This is a genomic window from Burkholderia orbicola (assembly GCF_900100915.1).
GTDB lineage: Bacteria > Pseudomonadota > Gammaproteobacteria > Burkholderiales > Burkholderiaceae > Burkholderia > Burkholderia orbicola.
The window spans coordinates 724,805-741,041 of record NZ_FNKW01000001.1 but is presented as its reverse complement, the minus strand read 5'-3'; the positions used below and the strand labels follow the sequence as shown (position 1 = coordinate 741,041).

General features: G+C 65.6%; 16 protein-coding genes. 14 read left to right on the top strand and 2 right to left on the bottom strand.

Going from position 1 to position 16,237, the window contains the following annotated elements:
• Window positions 1-10 precede the first annotated feature (10 nt).
• The 11 genes from aroA (at window position 11) to cysM (ending at window position 10,999) form a co-directional block, all read left to right on the top strand.
• The gene (aroA, locus tag BLS50_RS03500) at window positions 11-1,315 is read left to right on the top strand and encodes a 3-phosphoshikimate 1-carboxyvinyltransferase (protein WP_074800790.1); all 1,305 of its coding nucleotides are present in this window, start codon (window positions 11-13) and stop codon (window positions 1,313-1,315) included.
• Window positions 1,316-1,328: 13 nt separating this feature from the next.
• Complete coding sequence (cmk, locus tag BLS50_RS03495; RefSeq protein ID WP_006476573.1) at window positions 1,329-2,015, top strand: (d)CMP kinase; 687 nt, start codon at window positions 1,329-1,331, stop codon at window positions 2,013-2,015.
• A 142-nt stretch (window positions 2,016-2,157) separates the two neighbouring features.
• Window positions 2,158-3,870 (top strand): 30S ribosomal protein S1, encoded by a 1,713-nt coding sequence (gene rpsA, locus BLS50_RS03490; protein ID WP_011544885.1) that lies wholly within the window; start codon window positions 2,158-2,160, stop codon window positions 3,868-3,870.
• Between the two features lie 22 nt (window positions 3,871-3,892).
• Window positions 3,893-4,216 carry an integration host factor subunit beta gene (locus tag BLS50_RS03485; RefSeq protein ID WP_011544886.1) on the top strand — a complete coding sequence of 108 codons (324 nt, stop codon included), beginning with the start codon at window positions 3,893-3,895 and terminating at the stop codon, window positions 4,214-4,216.
• A gap of 209 nt (window positions 4,217-4,425) precedes the next feature.
• On the top strand, window positions 4,426-4,719 hold the full coding sequence (locus BLS50_RS03480) for a lipopolysaccharide assembly protein LapA domain-containing protein (RefSeq protein WP_074800788.1): 294 nt from the start codon (window positions 4,426-4,428) through the stop codon (window positions 4,717-4,719).
• Window positions 4,720-4,772: 53 nt separating this feature from the next.
• A complete protein-coding gene (gene lapB / locus BLS50_RS03475) occupies window positions 4,773-5,945 on the top strand; it encodes a lipopolysaccharide assembly protein LapB (RefSeq protein ID WP_011544888.1) in 1,173 nt (390 codons plus the stop codon).
• A 90-nt stretch (window positions 5,946-6,035) separates the two neighbouring features.
• Window positions 6,036-7,436, top strand: a complete 1,401-nt coding sequence (locus BLS50_RS03470) for a UDP-glucose dehydrogenase family protein (protein ID WP_074800785.1) — start codon at window positions 6,036-6,038, stop codon at window positions 7,434-7,436.
• 7 nt (window positions 7,437-7,443) lie between these two features.
• Window positions 7,444-8,394 (top strand): D-glycero-beta-D-manno-heptose-7-phosphate kinase, encoded by a 951-nt coding sequence (gene rfaE1, locus BLS50_RS03465; protein WP_074800781.1) that lies wholly within the window; start codon window positions 7,444-7,446, stop codon window positions 8,392-8,394.
• Window positions 8,395-8,457: 63 nt separating this feature from the next.
• Window positions 8,458-9,450 (top strand): ADP-glyceromanno-heptose 6-epimerase, encoded by a 993-nt coding sequence (gene rfaD / locus BLS50_RS03460; RefSeq protein WP_074800778.1) that lies wholly within the window; start codon window positions 8,458-8,460, stop codon window positions 9,448-9,450.
• A gap of 74 nt (window positions 9,451-9,524) precedes the next feature.
• Complete coding sequence (locus tag BLS50_RS03455) at window positions 9,525-9,872, top strand: ComEA family DNA-binding protein (protein WP_006476565.1); 348 nt, start codon at window positions 9,525-9,527, stop codon at window positions 9,870-9,872.
• A 224-nt stretch (window positions 9,873-10,096) separates the two neighbouring features.
• Window positions 10,097-10,999, top strand: a complete 903-nt coding sequence (gene cysM, locus BLS50_RS03450; protein ID WP_006476564.1) for a cysteine synthase CysM — start codon at window positions 10,097-10,099, stop codon at window positions 10,997-10,999.
• Window positions 11,000-11,084: 85 nt separating this feature from the next.
• Here the strand turns inward: cysM and mltB are convergent, their stop codons facing one another.
• On the bottom strand, window positions 11,085-12,428 hold the full coding sequence (gene mltB, locus BLS50_RS03445) for a lytic murein transglycosylase B (protein WP_074800775.1): 1,344 nt from the start codon (window positions 12,426-12,428) through the stop codon (window positions 11,085-11,087).
• A 43-nt stretch (window positions 12,429-12,471) separates the two neighbouring features.
• Here mltB and BLS50_RS03440 point away from each other — a divergent pair, with 43 nt between their 5' ends.
• Entirely contained in the window at window positions 12,472-13,395 is a 924-nt protein-coding gene (locus tag BLS50_RS03440; protein ID WP_011544892.1) for a histone deacetylase family protein, read from the top strand.
• Window positions 13,396-13,425: 30 nt separating this feature from the next.
• Here BLS50_RS03440 and BLS50_RS03435 read toward each other — a convergent pair whose 3' ends face one another.
• Entirely contained in the window at window positions 13,426-14,334 is a 909-nt protein-coding gene (locus BLS50_RS03435; protein ID WP_074800771.1) for an alpha/beta hydrolase, read from the bottom strand.
• A 217-nt stretch (window positions 14,335-14,551) separates the two neighbouring features.
• Between BLS50_RS03435 and BLS50_RS03430 the strand changes: the two genes are divergently transcribed.
• Window positions 14,552-15,586, top strand: a complete 1,035-nt coding sequence (locus tag BLS50_RS03430) for a methionine ABC transporter ATP-binding protein (protein ID WP_074800768.1) — start codon at window positions 14,552-14,554, stop codon at window positions 15,584-15,586.
• Entirely contained in the window at window positions 15,576-16,229 is a 654-nt protein-coding gene (locus BLS50_RS03425; RefSeq protein ID WP_006476559.1) for a methionine ABC transporter permease, read from the top strand. Before BLS50_RS03430 ends, BLS50_RS03425 begins: the two co-directional genes overlap by 11 nt.
• Window positions 16,230-16,237 lie beyond the last annotated feature (8 nt).

The window sequence follows — 16,237 nt, the reverse complement described above, 5'->3', positions numbered from 1 at the left end:
GACGATTCCCATGGACTACCTCGATCTCGGCCCGTACTCCAGCGCATCGGGCACCGTGCGCCTGCCCGGCTCGAAGAGCATTTCGAACCGCGTGCTGCTGCTCGCGGCGCTCGCCGAAGGCGAAACGATGATCACCAACCTGCTCGACTCCGACGACACGCGCGTGATGCTCGACGCACTCGGCAAGCTCGGCGTGAAGCTCGCGCGCGACGGCGACACCTGTGTCGTCACCGGCACGCGCGGCGCGTTCACCGCGAAGACGGCCGATCTGTTCCTCGGCAACGCGGGCACGGCCGTGCGGCCGCTGACCGCCGCACTCGCGGTGAACGGCGGCGACTACCGTGTGCACGGCGTGCCGCGCATGCACGAGCGGCCGATCGGCGATCTCGTCGACGGCCTGCGCCAGATCGGCGCGCAGATCGACTACGAGCTGAACGAAGGCTACCCGCCGCTGCGGATCAAGCCTGCGACGATTTCGGTCGATGCGCCGATCCGCGTGCGCGGCGACGTGTCGAGCCAGTTCCTCACCGCGCTCCTGATGACGCTGCCGCTCGTGAAGGCGAAGGATGGTCGGACCGTCGTCGAAGTCGACGGCGAGCTGATCTCGAAACCGTACATCGACATCACGATCCGGCTGATGGAGCGCTTCGGCGTGACCGTCGAGCGCGACGGCTGGCAGCGCTTCGTGGTGCCGGCCGGCGTTCGCTACCGCTCGCCGGGGCGAATCATGGTCGAGGGCGACGCGTCGTCCGCGTCGTATTTCCTCGCGGCCGGCGCGCTCGGCGGCGGCCCGCTGCGGGTCGAAGGTGTGGGGCGGGCGAGTATCCAGGGTGACGTCGGTTTCGCGAATGCGCTGATGCAGATGGGCGCGAACGTGACGATGGGCGACGACTGGATCGACGTGCGCGGCATCGGCCACGATCACGGCAAGCTGGAGCCGATCGACATGGACTTCAACCTGATTCCCGACGCGGCGATGACCATCGCGGTCGCGGCGCTGTTCGCGAACGGCACGAGCACGCTGCGCAACATCGCGAGCTGGCGCGTGAAGGAGACGGACCGCATCGCCGCGATGGCGACCGAGTTGCGCAAGGTCGGCGCGATCGTCGAGGAAGGCCCCGACTATCTCGTCGTCACGCCGCCGGAAAAGCTCACGCCGAACGCGGCGATCGATACGTACGACGATCACCGGATGGCGATGTGCTTCTCGCTCGTGAGCCTGGGCGGCGTGCCCGTGCGGATCAACGATCCGAAGTGCGTCGGCAAGACGTTCCCCGACTATTTCGACCGCTTCGCCGCGCTCGCCAAGGCCTGACCCGACTGTTCCGATGAAATCGACCCGACCCTTTCACCCGACTCCCGTCATCACGATCGACGGCCCGACCGCTTCCGGCAAGGGCACCGTCGCGGCGCTCGTCGCCGCGCACCTCGGCTTTCACCTGCTCGACAGCGGCGCGCTGTACCGGCTCGCGGCGCTCGCGAGCGTGCGCTACGGCATCGCCGCGGAAGACATCGACGCGCTGGTGAAGCTGATCGACGATCTGCACATCACGTTCCGTGAAGGTTGCGCACAGCTCGACGGCGTCGACGTGTCGAACGACATTCGCGCCGAAGCGGTCGGCAACCGCGCGTCGGCGATTGCCGTGCACGGCCCCGTACGCACCGCGCTCGTCGCGCGCCAGCGCGCGTTTCGCAAGACGCCGGGCCTCGTGGCGGACGGCCGCGACATGGGCACGGTGATCTTCCCGGACGCCGTGCTGAAGGTGTTCCTGACGGCCAGCGCCGAGGCACGCGCGACCAGGCGGCATAAGCAATTGATGCAAAAAGGTTTTTCTGCTAATATAGATGACTTGCTCCGGGATCTTCGTGAACGTGACGCGCGCGACAGCAATCGCGCGGCCGCGCCGCTGAAGCCTGCGGCAGACGCCAAGCTGCTCGATACGTCGGCACTTTCGGTCGATGAAGCCGTCGACCAGGTGCTGCAGTGGTACCGGGCGCTCGGCCAGCCCGCCTGAGAAGGCGAGCAGCGGTAGGTGCTCCGCGTCGCAAGCGCGGAGCGTGTTTCGAACCCTTAACCCCGTGTGGTCCTCGATCTGGCCCTTTCAGCCTGCCATTCCGGCCGGCGTGGCACAGCGAGCCATGCACAATCAGATTTTTATGTCCGACCTGCAAACCTCCACCCCGAATACCGAATCCTTTGCGGCTCTGTTCGAAGAGTCGCTGACCCGCCAAGACATGCGCGCCGGCGAAGTGATTTCCGCCGAAGTCGTGCGCGTCGACCACAACTTCGTGGTCGTCAATGCAGGCCTGAAGTCCGAGGCTTACATTCCGATCGAGGAATTCCTGAACGATCAGGGCGAGGTTGAGGTGCAGTCGGGCGATTTCGTGTCCGTCGCGATCGACGCACTCGAAAACGGCTACGGCGACACGATCCTGTCGCGCGACAAGGCGAAGCGCCTTGCATCGTGGCTGTCGCTGGAAAAGGCGCTCGACAACAACGAGCTCGTCACCGGCACGATCACCGGCAAGGTGAAGGGCGGCATGACCGTGATGGTCAACGGCATCCGCGCGTTCCTGCCGGGTTCGCTGGTCGACACGCGTCCGGTCAAGGACACGACCCCGTACGAAGGCAAGACGCTCGAGTTCCGCGTGATCAAGCTCGATCGCAAGCGTAACAACGTGGTGCTGTCGCGTCGTGCAGTGATCGAAGCAACGCAAGGCGAAGAGCGCGCGAAGCTGCTCGAGACGCTGAAGGAAGGCGCGATCGTCAACGGCGTGGTCAAGAACATCACCGACTACGGCGCGTTCGTCGACCTCGGCGGCATCGACGGCCTGCTGCACATCACCGACATCGCATGGCGTCGTGTGCGTCACCCGAGCGAAGTCCTGTCGGTTGGCCAGGAAGTCACCGCGAAGATCCTCAAGTTCGACCAAGAGAAGAACCGCGTCTCGCTGGGCATCAAGCAACTGGGCGACGATCCGTGGGAAGGCATCTCGCGCCGTTACCCGTCGGGCACGCGCCTGTTCGGCAAGGTCACGAACATCACCGACTACGGCGCATTCGTCGAAGTGGAATCGGGCATCGAAGGCCTCGTCCACGTGTCGGAAATGGACTGGACCAACAAGAACGTTGCGCCGTCGAAGGTTGTCCAGCTGGGCGACGAAGTCGAAGTCATGGTCCTCGAGATCGACGAAGACCGTCGTCGTATCAGCCTCGGCATGAAGCAGTGCAAGCCGAATCCGTGGGATGACTTCAGCCGCAACTTCAAGAAGGGCGACAAGATCACGGGCGCAATCAAGTCGATCACCGACTTCGGCGTGTTCATCGGTCTGCCGGGCGGCATCGACGGCCTGGTCCACCTGTCGGACCTGTCGTGGAGCGAAGCCGGCGAAGAAGCCGTTCGCAAGTACAAGAAGGGCGACGAAGTCGAAGCAATCGTGCTCGGTATCGACGTCGAGAAGGAGCGCATTTCGCTCGGCATCAAGCAGCTCGAAGGCGACCCGTTCAGCAACTACGTTGCAATGAACGACAAGGGCTCGATCGTCGACGGCGTCGTGAAGACGGTCGATGCGAAGGGTGCGGTCGTCACGCTGACGGGCGACATCGAAGGCTACCTGCGTGCGTCGGAAATCTCGCAGGATCGCGTCGAAGATGCACGCAACGTGCTGAAGGAAGGCGACAAGGTCAACGCGATGGTGATCAACATCGATCGCAAGTCGCGCGGCATCAACCTGTCGATCAAGGCGAAGGATTCGGCTGAACAACAGGAAGCGATCCGCGGCCTGCAGTCGGACTCGAGCGCTGCTGCGACCGGTACGACCAACCTCGGCGCGCTGCTGAAGGCGAAGCTCGACGGCCAGAACCAGTAAGCCTTACGAGGTCTGCTGAAGTATGACCAAATCCGAGTTGGTCGCGCAGCTGGCATCGCGATTTCCGCAACTTGTCCTCAAGGATGCGGATTTCGCGGTGAAAACGATGCTCGATGCGATGTCCGACGCCCTGGCGAAAGGGCATCGCATTGAAATTCGGGGTTTCGGCAGCTTTGGCCTCAATCGTCGCCCGGCGCGCGTCGGACGCAACCCGAAGTCGGGGGAGAAAGTGCAGGTGCCCGAGAAGTTCGTGCCGCACTTCAAACCTGGCAAGGAATTGCGTGAACGCGTCGACGGCCGCGCCGGTGAACCGCTGAAGGCTGACGATCCGGACGACGACCGTTGAGCGTCGTTCGGTGTGCCCGGAACCTGTCCGGCGAAGGCTGAAAAGAAAAGCGCCCCTTGCGGGCGCTTTTTTCATTTCCGCCCAGCGATGCGCAACGCCGCGCACAGGATGTGCGCAGCCGCGGAAACGCTTCCTTTACAATACGGGTCGATTCGGTGCGACGAAGGGGAGTCGCGCGCCGCGGCAAACCTCAACAAAGAGAGGGCTTCATGAAGTTTATCGTCTGGCTGATCCGGGTATTGGTGTTCGTCCTGCTGCTGGTGCTTGCGCTGGCCAATACACAAACCGCGACGCTGAATTTCGTTGCCGGCTACGCATGGCAAGCGCCGCTGATCCTGATCGGCCTGGCATTCTTCGCCGTGGGGCTGCTGGCCGGCCTGCTGTCCGCGCTGCCTTCGATCTTCCGGCTGCGTCTCGAGAACGGGCGTTTGAAGCGCGATCTGTGTGCGGCGCGCGAAACGCCTGCCGTCATCGACCAGCCGCCGATGCCGCCCGTCATTTAACACGGACGCCGCGCGATCATCGCGCGGTTTTCGTCTCTGCTTCGATATTTCGCATGGATCTGGATTTCTGGTGGTTGCTCGCGATTCCGGTCGCGTTTGCGCTCGGTTGGGCGGCGTCACGCTATGACCTGAAGAATCTCCTGTCGGAGAGTGCCAACCTGCCGCGCTCGTATTTTCGCGGCCTCAATTTTCTGTTGAACGAACAACCCGACAAGGCGATCGATGCGTTCATCGAGGTGGCCAAGCTCGATCCCGAAACGGTCGAGCTGCACTTCGCGCTCGGCAACCTGTTTCGCCGTCGTGGCGAGACCGACCGCGCGATCCGCGTGCACCAGAACCTGCTGAGCCGCACCGACCTGCCGGTCAACGAGCGCGACCACGCGCTGTACGAACTGGGGCAGGATTTCCTGAAAGCAGGCCTGCTGGATCGTGCCGAAGAGGCGTTCCACAAGCTCGCGGACGGCGACTACGCGCTGGGTGCGCAGCGGGCGCTGCTGACGATCTACGAGATCGAGAAGGACTGGAACAAGTCGATCGATACGGCGAAGCGCATCGAATCGATGAGCGACAAGCCGCTCGGCGTCGAAATTGCGCAGTTTCACTGCGAACTCGCGCAGGACGCGCTGCAGCGCAAGAATGCTGCTGCCGCGGCCGAACAGTTGCGCCTCGCGTTGACCGTGAATCCGCAGAACGTCCGCGCGACGGTGCTGTCCGGCGACGCGGCGGAAGCAGCGGGCGACCACGCGGCCGCGATCGAGCACTGGAAGCGCGTCGAAGCGCAGAACCCGGCATATCTGCCGCTCGTCGCCGACAAGCTGATGAAGGCGTACGTCGCGCTCGGCAAGAACGCTGAAGGCGCCGAACTGCTGATGGGGTACGTCGATCGTTATCCGTCGAACGACCTGCTCGACATCGCCTATCAGCATATCGCCGGGTTGCGCGGCCAGGATGCGGCGCACACACTCGCGCGCACGCAGATGGAAAAGTCGCCGAACCTGTCGGGGATGCTGCACCTGCTCGATGCGCAGATCGCGGCGGCCGAGGAGCCGCGTCGTAAGGAACTTGAAATGATGCGTGCGCTGATCAAGCAGCGCACGAAAAATCTGCCACGGTATACGTGCCAGAATTGCGGTTTCCGGGCACGGCTCTTCTACTGGCAGTGCCCCGGATGCAGCGGCTGGGAAACCTATGCGCCGCGCCGCGTCGAACCTGCGATGCCGGGCTGATCCCGGCACGCGGAGCCAACGCGCTGCGGTTGCCGCCGGGCTCGTCCCGGCGGCCAAGTTAGTCAATTACCGGGAAGTACCGGAACATCTATGAAAATCACCATCATCGGCACCGGCTATGTCGGCCTCGTCACGGGCGCCTGCCTCGCGGAGATCGGTCACGACGTCTTCTGTCTCGACGTCGATCCGCGCAAGATCGACATCCTGAACAACGGCGGGATGCCGATTCACGAACCGGGGCTGCTGGACATCATCGCGCGCAACCGCACGGCGGGGCGCCTGCGTTTCTCGACCGACATCGAGGCGAGCGTCGCGCATGGCGAGATCCAGTTCATCGCCGTCGGCACGCCGCCCGACGAGGACGGCTCGGCCGACCTGCAATACGTGCTCGAGGCCGCGCGCAACATCGGCCGCCACATGACGGGCTTCAAGGTGATCGTCGACAAGTCGACGGTGCCGGTCGGCACCGCGCGGCGCGTGCACGGCGTGGTCGACGAGGCGCTTGCCGCACGCGGGCTCGCGGGCAGCGTCGCGCATCGCTTCTCGGTCGTGTCGAACCCGGAATTCCTGAAGGAAGGCGCGGCGGTCGAGGACTTCATGCGCCCGGACCGGATCATCATCGGTGTCGACGACGACGAAACCGGCACGATCGCGCGCGAGAAGATGAAGAAGCTCTACGCGCCGTTCAACCGCAACCACGAACGCACGATCTACATGGACGTGCGTTCGGCGGAATTCGCGAAGTATGCGGCGAACGCGATGCTCGCGACGCGCATCTCGTTCATGAACGAGATGTCGAATCTCGCCGACAAGGTCGGCGCCGACATCGAGGCCGTGCGCCGCGGGATCGGCTCCGATCCGCGTATCGGCTATCACTTCCTGTACGCCGGTGTCGGCTACGGCGGCTCGTGCTTCCCCAAGGACGTGCAGGCGCTGATCCGCACCGCGGGCGAGAACGGCCAGCCGTTGCGCATTCTGGAGGCCGTCGAGGCCGCCAACCATGCGCAGAAGGACGTGCTGATCGGCAAGATCGAGCAGCGCTTCGGCACCGACCTGACGGGCCGCGAGTTCGCGGTCTGGGGCCTCGCGTTCAAGCCGAACACCGACGACATGCGCGAGGCGCCGAGCCGCCGCCTGATCGCCGCGCTGCTCGAACGCGGGGCGACCGTGCGCGCCTACGATCCGGTTGCGGTCGACGAAGCGCGGCGCGTGTTCGCACTGGATTTCGGCGACGATGCGAAGGCGCTGGCGCGGCTGCATCTCGTCGACACGCAGGACGCCGCGGTCACGGGTGCGGACGCCCTCGTGATCGTCACCGAATGGAAGGAATTCCGCAGCCCCGATTTCACGCGCCTGAAGGCCGAGCTGAAGGCGCCGGTGATCTTCGACGGGCGCAACCTGTACGAGCCGGATGCGATGGCCGAGCTGGGCATCGACTATTACGCGATTGGCCGGCCGTATGTCGATCCCCAGTCGTCCTCCCGTGGCTGAACGTACGATGAATACTCTTCGCGAAGTCGTTCCGGTGCCGCGCGAGCAACTCGCGCGCTCGCGTGTGCTCGTCGTCGGCGACGTGATGCTCGACCGTTACTGGTTCGGCAACGTCGATCGCATTTCGCCTGAAGCGCCGGTGCCGGTCGTGCACGTGCAGCGTCAGGAGGAGCGGCTCGGCGGCGCGGCCAACGTCGCGCGCAATGCCGTGACGCTCGGCGGCCAGGCCGGCCTGCTGTGCGTCGTCGGTTGCGACGAACCGGGCGAGCGGATCGTCGAGCTGCTCGGCAGCAGCGGCGTGACGCCCCATCTCGAGCGCGACCCGGCACTCCCGACCACGATCAAGCTGCGCGTGCTCGCGCGCCAGCAGCAACTGCTGCGCGTGGACTTCGAGGCGACGCCGACGCACGAGGTGCTGCTCGCGGGGCTCGCGCGCTTCGATGCGCTGCTGCCGCAGCACGACGTCGTGCTGATGTCGGATTACGCGAAAGGCGGCCTGACGCACGTCACGACGATGATCGAGAAGGCGCGCGCAACCGGCAAGGCGGTGCTGGTCGACCCGAAGGGCGACGACTGGGCACGCTATCGCGGCGCATCGCTGATCACGCCGAATCGCGCGGAGTTGCGCGAGGTGGTCGGGCAGTGGAAATCGGAAGACGACCTGCGCGCGCGCGTCGCGAATCTGCGTGCGGAGCTCGGCATCGACGCGCTGCTGCTCACCCGTTCGGAAGAGGGCATGACGCTCTTTTCCGCGGGTGGCGAACTGCATGCACCGGCGCTCGCGCGCGAAGTGTTCGACGTGTCGGGCGCGGGCGACACCGTGATCGCGACGGTCGCGACGATGCTCGGCGCTGGTGTGCCGCTCGTCGACGCCGTCGTGCTCGCGAATCGCGCGGCAGGCATCGTGGTCGGCAAGCTCGGCACGGCCACGGTGGATTACGACGAACTGTTTCACTGAGCGCATTCGGCGGCGCGACGAGCGCGCCGCACGCGTGGCTCGCACTTTTCAGGCAGGACGATCATGACCCTCATCGTCACCGGCGCAGCCGGTTTTATCGGCGCGAACATCGTCAAGGCGCTCAACGAGCGCGGCGAGACGCGCATCATCGCGGTCGACAATCTGACCCGCGCGGACAAGTTCCGCAATCTCGTCGACTGCGAGATCGACGACTATCTCGACAAGACCGAATTCGTCGAACGCTTCGCGCGTGGCGATTTCGGCAAGGTACGCGCGATATTTCATGAAGGCGCCTGTTCGGACACGATGGAAACCGACGGTCGCTACATGATGGACAACAACTTCCGCTACAGCCGCGCGGTGCTCGATACCTGCCTCGCGCAGGGCACGCAGTTCCTGTATGCATCGTCGGCCGCGATCTACGGCGGCTCGACGCGTTTCGTCGAGGAGCGCGACGTCGAGGCGCCGCTGAACGTGTACGGCTATTCGAAGTTCCTGTTCGACCAGGTGATCCGTCGCGTGCTGCCGAGCGCGAAGAGCCAGATCGCGGGCTTCCGCTATTTCAACGTGTACGGCCCGCGCGAGACGCACAAGGGCCGCATGGCGTCGGTCGCGTTCCACAACTTCAACCAGTTCCGCGCGGAAGGCAAGGTGAAGCTGTTCGGCGAGTACAACGGTTATGCGCCGGGCGAGCAGACGCGCGATTTCGTGTCGGTCGAGGACGTGACCAAGGTGAACCTGTTCTTCTTCGATCATCCGGAGAAGTCGGGCATCTTCAACCTCGGCACGGGGCGGGCGCAGCCGTTCAACGATATCGCGTCGACGGTCGTGAACACGCTGCGCGCGCTCGACAACCAGGCGCCGCTGACGCTCGCGCAGCAGGTCGAGCAGGGATTGATCGAATACGTGCCGTTCCCCGATGCACTGCGCGGCAAGTACCAGTGCTTCACGCAGGCCGACCAGACGAAACTGCGCGCGGCCGGCTACGACGCACCGTTCCTGACCGTGCAGGAAGGCGTCGACCGCTACGTGCGTTGGCTATCCGGCCAGGTTTAAACCGAAGCGTTGCATCGATAGACTGGGTCTCACGGTCGGCAGCCGCCGGCCGTTTTTCTTCGGAGATCCAGCACATGATCAGGAAATGGTTTGCCGCAGCGGTCATGCTCGGCGCAGTCGCGTCGGCCTGGGCGGCCGTCGACGTCAACACCGCGAACGAGGATGCGCTCGTCGGCATCAAGGGCATCGGCCCGGCGCGGGCCAAGGCGATTCTCGACGAGCGCGGCGCACGCGGTCCGTTCAGGAATGCGGACGATCTCGCCACGCGCGTGAAGGGCATGGGCGGGCATACCGTCGAGCGGCTTCAGCAGGAAGGTTTGACGATCGGTGCGGCGGCGGGTACGAGCGCTACGCCGTCGGCCGCGGCCAAACCGGTGGCAGCGAAGCCTGCCGCCGCACCGGCCCGCACCGCGCAGAAATAACGCGTCAAGCAACCGACACAAGCGCTCCTTCAGTCGCCGTCGTTGCGACGGCTTCCCGCGGCATGCCGCGGGTTTTTTGCGTGGAGCGGCGGGCTTGCGCGGCGAAACGCGAACCGCGAACCGCGCGGCACGCGTATTCCATCGTCGCAATGGGGTTGCCGGCGCGGGTGCCGGTGCTGGTTTACAATCGATCGATTGATCGGCCTCGCACTCACGGTATATCCATGGCTTACAAAACTATCGAAGACACGATCGGCAATACGCCGCTCGTGCAACTGGTCCGCCTGCCGGACGACGAGATTCGCGCCCGCAACAACGTGCTGCTCGCGAAGCTCGAGGGCAACAATCCGGCCGGCTCCGTGAAGGATCGCCCGGCGCTGTCGATGATCAGCAAGGCCGAGGCGCGCGGGCGCATCAAGCCGGGCGATACGCTGATCGAGGCAACGAGCGGCAACACGGGCATCGCGCTCGCGATGGCCGCGGCGATCCGCGGCTACAAGATGGTGCTGATCATGCCGGAGGATCTGTCGGTCGAGCGCCGCCAGAGCATGGCCGCTTATGGTGCCGAAATCATCCTGACGCCGGTGAAGGGCGGGATGGAGCTGGCGCGCGACCTCGCGGAGCAGATGCAGCGTGAAGGCAAGGGCGTGATCCTCGACCAGTTCGGCAACCCCGACAATCCCGTCGCGCACTACGAAGCAACGGGGCCGGAGATCTGGCGCGATACCGAAGGGCGCATCACGCACTTCGTGTCCGCCATGGGCACGACGGGCACCATCATGGGCACGTCGCGCTATCTGAAGGAACAGAATCCGGCGATCGAGATCGTCGGTGCGCAGCCGGAAGACGGCTCGCGTATTCCGGGCATCCGCAAATGGCCGGAAGCCTACATGCCGACCATCTTCGATCGCAGCCGTGTCGACCGCGTCGAGAGCGTGAGCCAGGCCGCGTCGGAAACGATGACGCGCCGGCTCGCGGCGGTCGAAGGCATTTTCGCGGGCATTTCGTCGGGCGGCGCATGCGAAGTCGCGATGCGCATCGCGCGTCAGGTCGAGAATGCGACGATCGTGTTCATCGTCTGCGATCGTGGCGACCGCTACCTGTCCACGGGTGTGTTTCCCGCGTGAGCGAGACGGGTGCGCGATTCGCGCATCGATAAAAAAAGCGCCGCGTTCTGCGAACTGCGGCGCTTTTTCTTTGGGCGGCCAGCGCTTACTGCGGCTGCTCGTCGGCAGCGGCGGGTGGCAGCGCGCCACTGGCTTCCATCTGCGCCTTCACGGCTTCGCCGAGCTGGTACACGGTGAGTGCGTAGAAGAAACTGCGGTTGTAGCGCGTCAACACATAGAAGTTCTTCAGGCCGAGCATGTATTCGGTCGCACGCCCCGGCGTCGGCAGGTCGACGACCGTCACCGGCGTGCCGGCTTCGGTCGTGATGTTGACCGTCGGCTCGTTCAGCGTCATGCCGGCGCGCAGCAGTTGCGACAGCGCCCAGTGCGGTTCGGGCTGGCCGTCGGCGGCGGCCTGTGCGATGCCCAGGCTGCCCGTGTCCGGCGTGATCTGCCAGACCACCGGCCGGTCGGTTTCCCAGCCGTGCTGCTTCAGGTAGTTCGCGACGCTGCCGATCGCATCGACAGGACTGCTGCGCAGATCGACGTGGCCCGTGCCGTCGAAGTCGACCGCATATTCGCGGATGCTGCTCGGCAGGAACTGCGGAATCCCGATCGCGCCGGTGTACGAGCCGAGCACGGTGGTCGGGTCGAGCTGGTTGTCGCGGGTCCAGACCAGGAAGTCTTCGAGGTTCTTGCGGAAGGTGGCCTGGCGGCTGTCGCGATTCGGCGTGTCCGGGTAGTCGAACGTGAGCGTCGTCAGCGCGTCCAGCACGCGGAAATTGCCCATGTAGCGGCCATAGATGGTTTCGACGCCGATGATGCCGACGATCACCTCGGGCGGCACGCCGAACTGCTCGGACGCGCGCTGCAGCGCCGCCTGGTTCGCCTTCCAGAACTTCACGCCCGCGTTGATGCGGATCGGTTCGATGAAGCGCGAGCGATAGACGCGCCAGTTCTTGACCGAGGGCGTCGGGGCCGGCCTCACGAGCTTGACGGCCGTCGCCGAGTAGCTGATGCGCGAGAACAGCGCATGCAGGCTCGCCGAATCGAAGCCGTTGCGGCTCACCATCTCGTCGATGAATGCATCGACCTTCGCGTTGCTCGCGTAACGCTGTGGAACGATTTCCTCTTCGAAGGTCTGGCCTTGCGGCGTCGGCTGCTGCGGCTGGGCCTGGGCGACGAGCGTGCCTGCAGGCTTCGCCGGCTGCGTTTGTGCGACGGCAGGCGCGGTGCCGAGGGCCGCGGCGATGGCAGCGACGACGAGCGGAGCGCGAACACGGAACAGCGCGGAAAGAAGGGCGGCGGGCTTGCTGGAATTCATGTCGAAGCGGGCGGACAGGGCGATTGTGTTCGGCGCAGTATACCCGACGCATCCGGCGCCTCGGGCCGAAGCCGGCCCCCGTTGTGGTAAGTTAGCGGCGAATTCGCGGCAGACGATGGACATCATTGACGGAGACCTGCGGCGCACCGTGCGCCGCGGACGACAGCTTATGGCAACCGCTTTCTACACGCACCCCGACTGCATGCTGCACGAGATGGGGGAATGGCATCCGGAATGCCCGGCCCGCCTGTCGGCGATCCAGGATCAACTGATTGCGAGCCGCATCGACGACCTGATCGTGCACGAAACCGCGCCATTCGCGAGCGAGGTCGCGCTGGGTCGCGTGCATACGCAGGCGCACATCGACTACATCCGGAGCATGACGCCGGTCGACGGTCACGTCGAGATCGATCCCGATACGCTGATGAATCGCGACACGTGGCGCGCGGCGCTGCGCGCGGCCGGCGCCGCGATCGCGGCGACCGACGCGGTGATCGAAGGCCGCTATGCGAATGCGTTCTGCGGCGTCCGTCCACCCGGTCACCATGCGGAACCCGCGCGCGCGATGGGCTTCTGCTTCTTCAACAACGTCGCGATCGCCGCGCGGCATGCGCTCGACGTACACGGCATCGAGCGTGTCGCGATCATCGATTTCGACGTGCACCACGGCAACGGCACCGAGGCGGCGTTCGCGAACGACGAGCGCGTGCTGATGTGCAGCTTCTTTCAGCATCCGCTGTATCCGTTCTCGGGCGTCGATCATCAGGCGCCGAACATGGTCAACCTGCCGATGCCCGCGCGCAGCAACGGGATGGCGATCCGCGAAGCCGTCGACATGTTCTGGCTGCCGCGCCTCGATGCGTTCAAGCCGCAGATGCTGTTCGTGTCGGCCGGTTTCGATGCGCATCGCGAGGACGACATCGGCAACCTCGGCCTCGTCGAGGCCGACTTCGAATGGCTGACCGCCCAGATCGTCGACGTGGCGCGCCGGCATGCGCAGGGCCGTATCGTCAGCTGCCTCGAAGGCGGCTACAACCTCTCCGCGCTCGGGCGCAGCGTCGTCGCGCACCTGCGCGTGCTGGCCGGAATCTGATTCCCGGTTGGCCGGTCTGATCCGGCGCGCTCAGCGCGCCGGCACGCGCGCGTGAATCCACGCGATCAGCGCGTCGATCACGCGGTCGCGTTCGAGATCGTTCATCGTTTCGTGGAAGCCGCCTTCGTACAGCGTCAGCGTACGGTCGGGCGAGCCGACACGCGCGCCGAACGCGCGGCTGCCGTCGGGTTCGGTGAGCTTGTCCTCGGTACCGTGATAGACGAGCACCGGCACGCGCAGCGCGCCGCGGCCGTTTTCGATGCGCGCCATCGCGTCGAGAATCTCCGCGCCGGTGCGTGCGGGCACCGCGCCGTGATGCACGAGCGGATCGGCGCGATTGGCCGCGACGATGGCTGGATCGCGCGACAGCAGGGCCGCATCGATCCTGATCGCGGGGAAAGTGGGCCACACACGGCTGATGATGCGGCTGACCGCGAGCATCCAGCGCGGCACGTCGCGCCCGGGCGCCAGCGCCGGACTCGACAGCACGAGGCCCGCCAGCGCGTGGCCGCGAGCCGGCGCGCGTTCGATCGCGTAGAGCGCCGCGACCGCGCCGCCCATGCTGTGCCCCATCAGGAACAGCGGCGCCGCGGCGCGCGCGGCTTCGGCGACCAGCGCATCCGCATCGTTCAGGTAGTCGTCGAAACGCTCGACCCACACGCGCTTGCCGGGCGACTGGCCATGCCCGCGCAGATCGACGGCCAGCACGTCGATGCCGGCCGCGTTCAGCCGGCCGGCGAGCGTGGCATAGCGGCCCGCGTGCTCGGCGAGGCCGTGCACCAGGGCGATCGTCGCGCGCGGCGGCACGGTGCCGTCGCTTGCCGGCCAGCGGTACGACGCCAGTTCGAGCCCGTCCGCGGTACGCAACCGACCCATCCGCGGCGCGGGCGCCGATCCGGCGGTGGCGGGCACGGCGGCCGGTGTGGTGGTGGCGCTCATCTGGCGGGTCTCCTGTTCGTTGGTCTGCGTTTCGCGATCATAGTCGCGCCCCTCCCGCGCGGGCCCAGCAGCGCCCCTCTAATTTCGTCTGGTTATGAAAAGATCGAAATCGATTATTAAGGGGAATGAGGGGTTTGCGGTAAAATCGCCGGCTATTCCAGATGCATCGGCGGCCGACTGGCGGGCCATCTCGCCGGCCGGCCGCCGTTTTGTTTACATGATCGAATTACGCAATCTCTCGCAGCGTTTCCCCGGCCCGGGCGGCTGGGTTGAAGCGCTGCACAACGTCAACCTGACGATCCCGCAAGGCGAGGTGTTCGGCATCATCGGCCGAAGCGGCGCCGGCAAGAGCACGCTCGTGCGCACCATCAACCTGCTCACGCGGCCGACCGAAGGCAATGTCGTCGTCGGCGGGCGCGATCTGACGCTGCTGTCGGCCAGCGCGCTGCGCGAAGCGCGCCGCGAGATCGGCATGATCTTCCAGCACTTCAACCTGCTGTCGTCGCGCACGGTGTTCGACAACGTCGCGCTGCCGCTGGAGCTGGCCGGCGCCAGCCGTGCCGACATCGAGGCCGCCGTGCTGCCGCTGCTCGATCTGGTCGGGCTGTCCGCGCAGAAGGATCGCTATCCGTCGCAGATCAGCGGCGGGCAGAAGCAGCGCGTCGGCATCGCCCGCGCGCTGGCGAGCCAGCCGAAGGTGCTGCTGTCGGACGAAGCGACGTCCGCGCTCGATCCCGAAACCACGCGTTCGATTCTCGACCTGCTGAAACGCATCAATCGCGAGCTCGGCCTGACGATCGTGCTGATCACGCACCAGATGGAAGTGATCAAGCAGGTCTGCGATCGCGTCGCGGTGCTCGATGCCGGGCGCGTGGTCGAGGAAGGCCGCGTGATCGACGTGTTCCTGCAGCCGCATCACGAAGTGACGCGTGCGCTGATCGGCGACGTGATCGCGCAGGAACTGCCGCCCGCGCTGAAGGCGCGCGTGGCCGAGCGGTTGAAGACGGGCCGCGGGCATCTGCTGCGGCTCGCGTTCACGGGCTCGGGGGTCGACCAGCCGATCCTGTCGGAGACGATCCGCCGGTACGAACTCGATTTCAACATCCTGCATGGCCAGATCGACGAGATCCAGGGGCAGGCATTCGGTTCGCTCGCGGTGCTCGCGGGCGGCGAGCCGGGCAAGGTCGGGCAGGCGCTCGCGTTCCTGCGCGAGCAAGGTGTGGTGGTAGAGGAGCTTTCGTATGTTGAGTGAGATGTTCGATATGTTCGTGCAGTCGTTCTGGGAGACGCTGATCATGGTCGGCATCTCCGGGGCGGTCGGCGCGCTCGTCGGCCTGCCGCTCGGCGTGCTGCTGTACCTGACCGATCGCCAGGGCGTGCTGCAGAACCTCGCGGTGAATCGCGTGCTCGGCGGCATCGTGAACGCGGTCCGTTCGACGCCGTTCATCATCCTGCTGGTCGCGGTGATCCCGTTCACGCGGCTCGTCACCGGTTCGTCGATCGGCACGGCCGCGGCGGTCGTGCCGCTGACGCTCGCGTCCGCGCCGTTCATCGCGCGTCTCGTCGAAACGGCGCTGCGCGAGGTCGACCGCGGATTGATCGAGGCTGCGCAATCGATGGGCGCGACCACGTCGCAGATCGTCTTCAAGGTGTTGTTGCCCGAATCGCTGCCGGGCATCGTCGCGGGCCTGACGATCACGTTCGTGTCGCTGGTCGGCTATTCGGCTATGGCGGGCGCGATCGGCGGCGGCGGGCTTGGCGATCTCGGTATCCGTTACGGTTACCAGCGCTATCTGCCGGAAGTGATGTGGACGGTCGTCGCGATCCTGATCGTGTTCGTGCAGATCGTGCAATCGTTCGGCGACTGGCTGGTGCGCCGGTTGAGCCACAAATAAGACCAAAC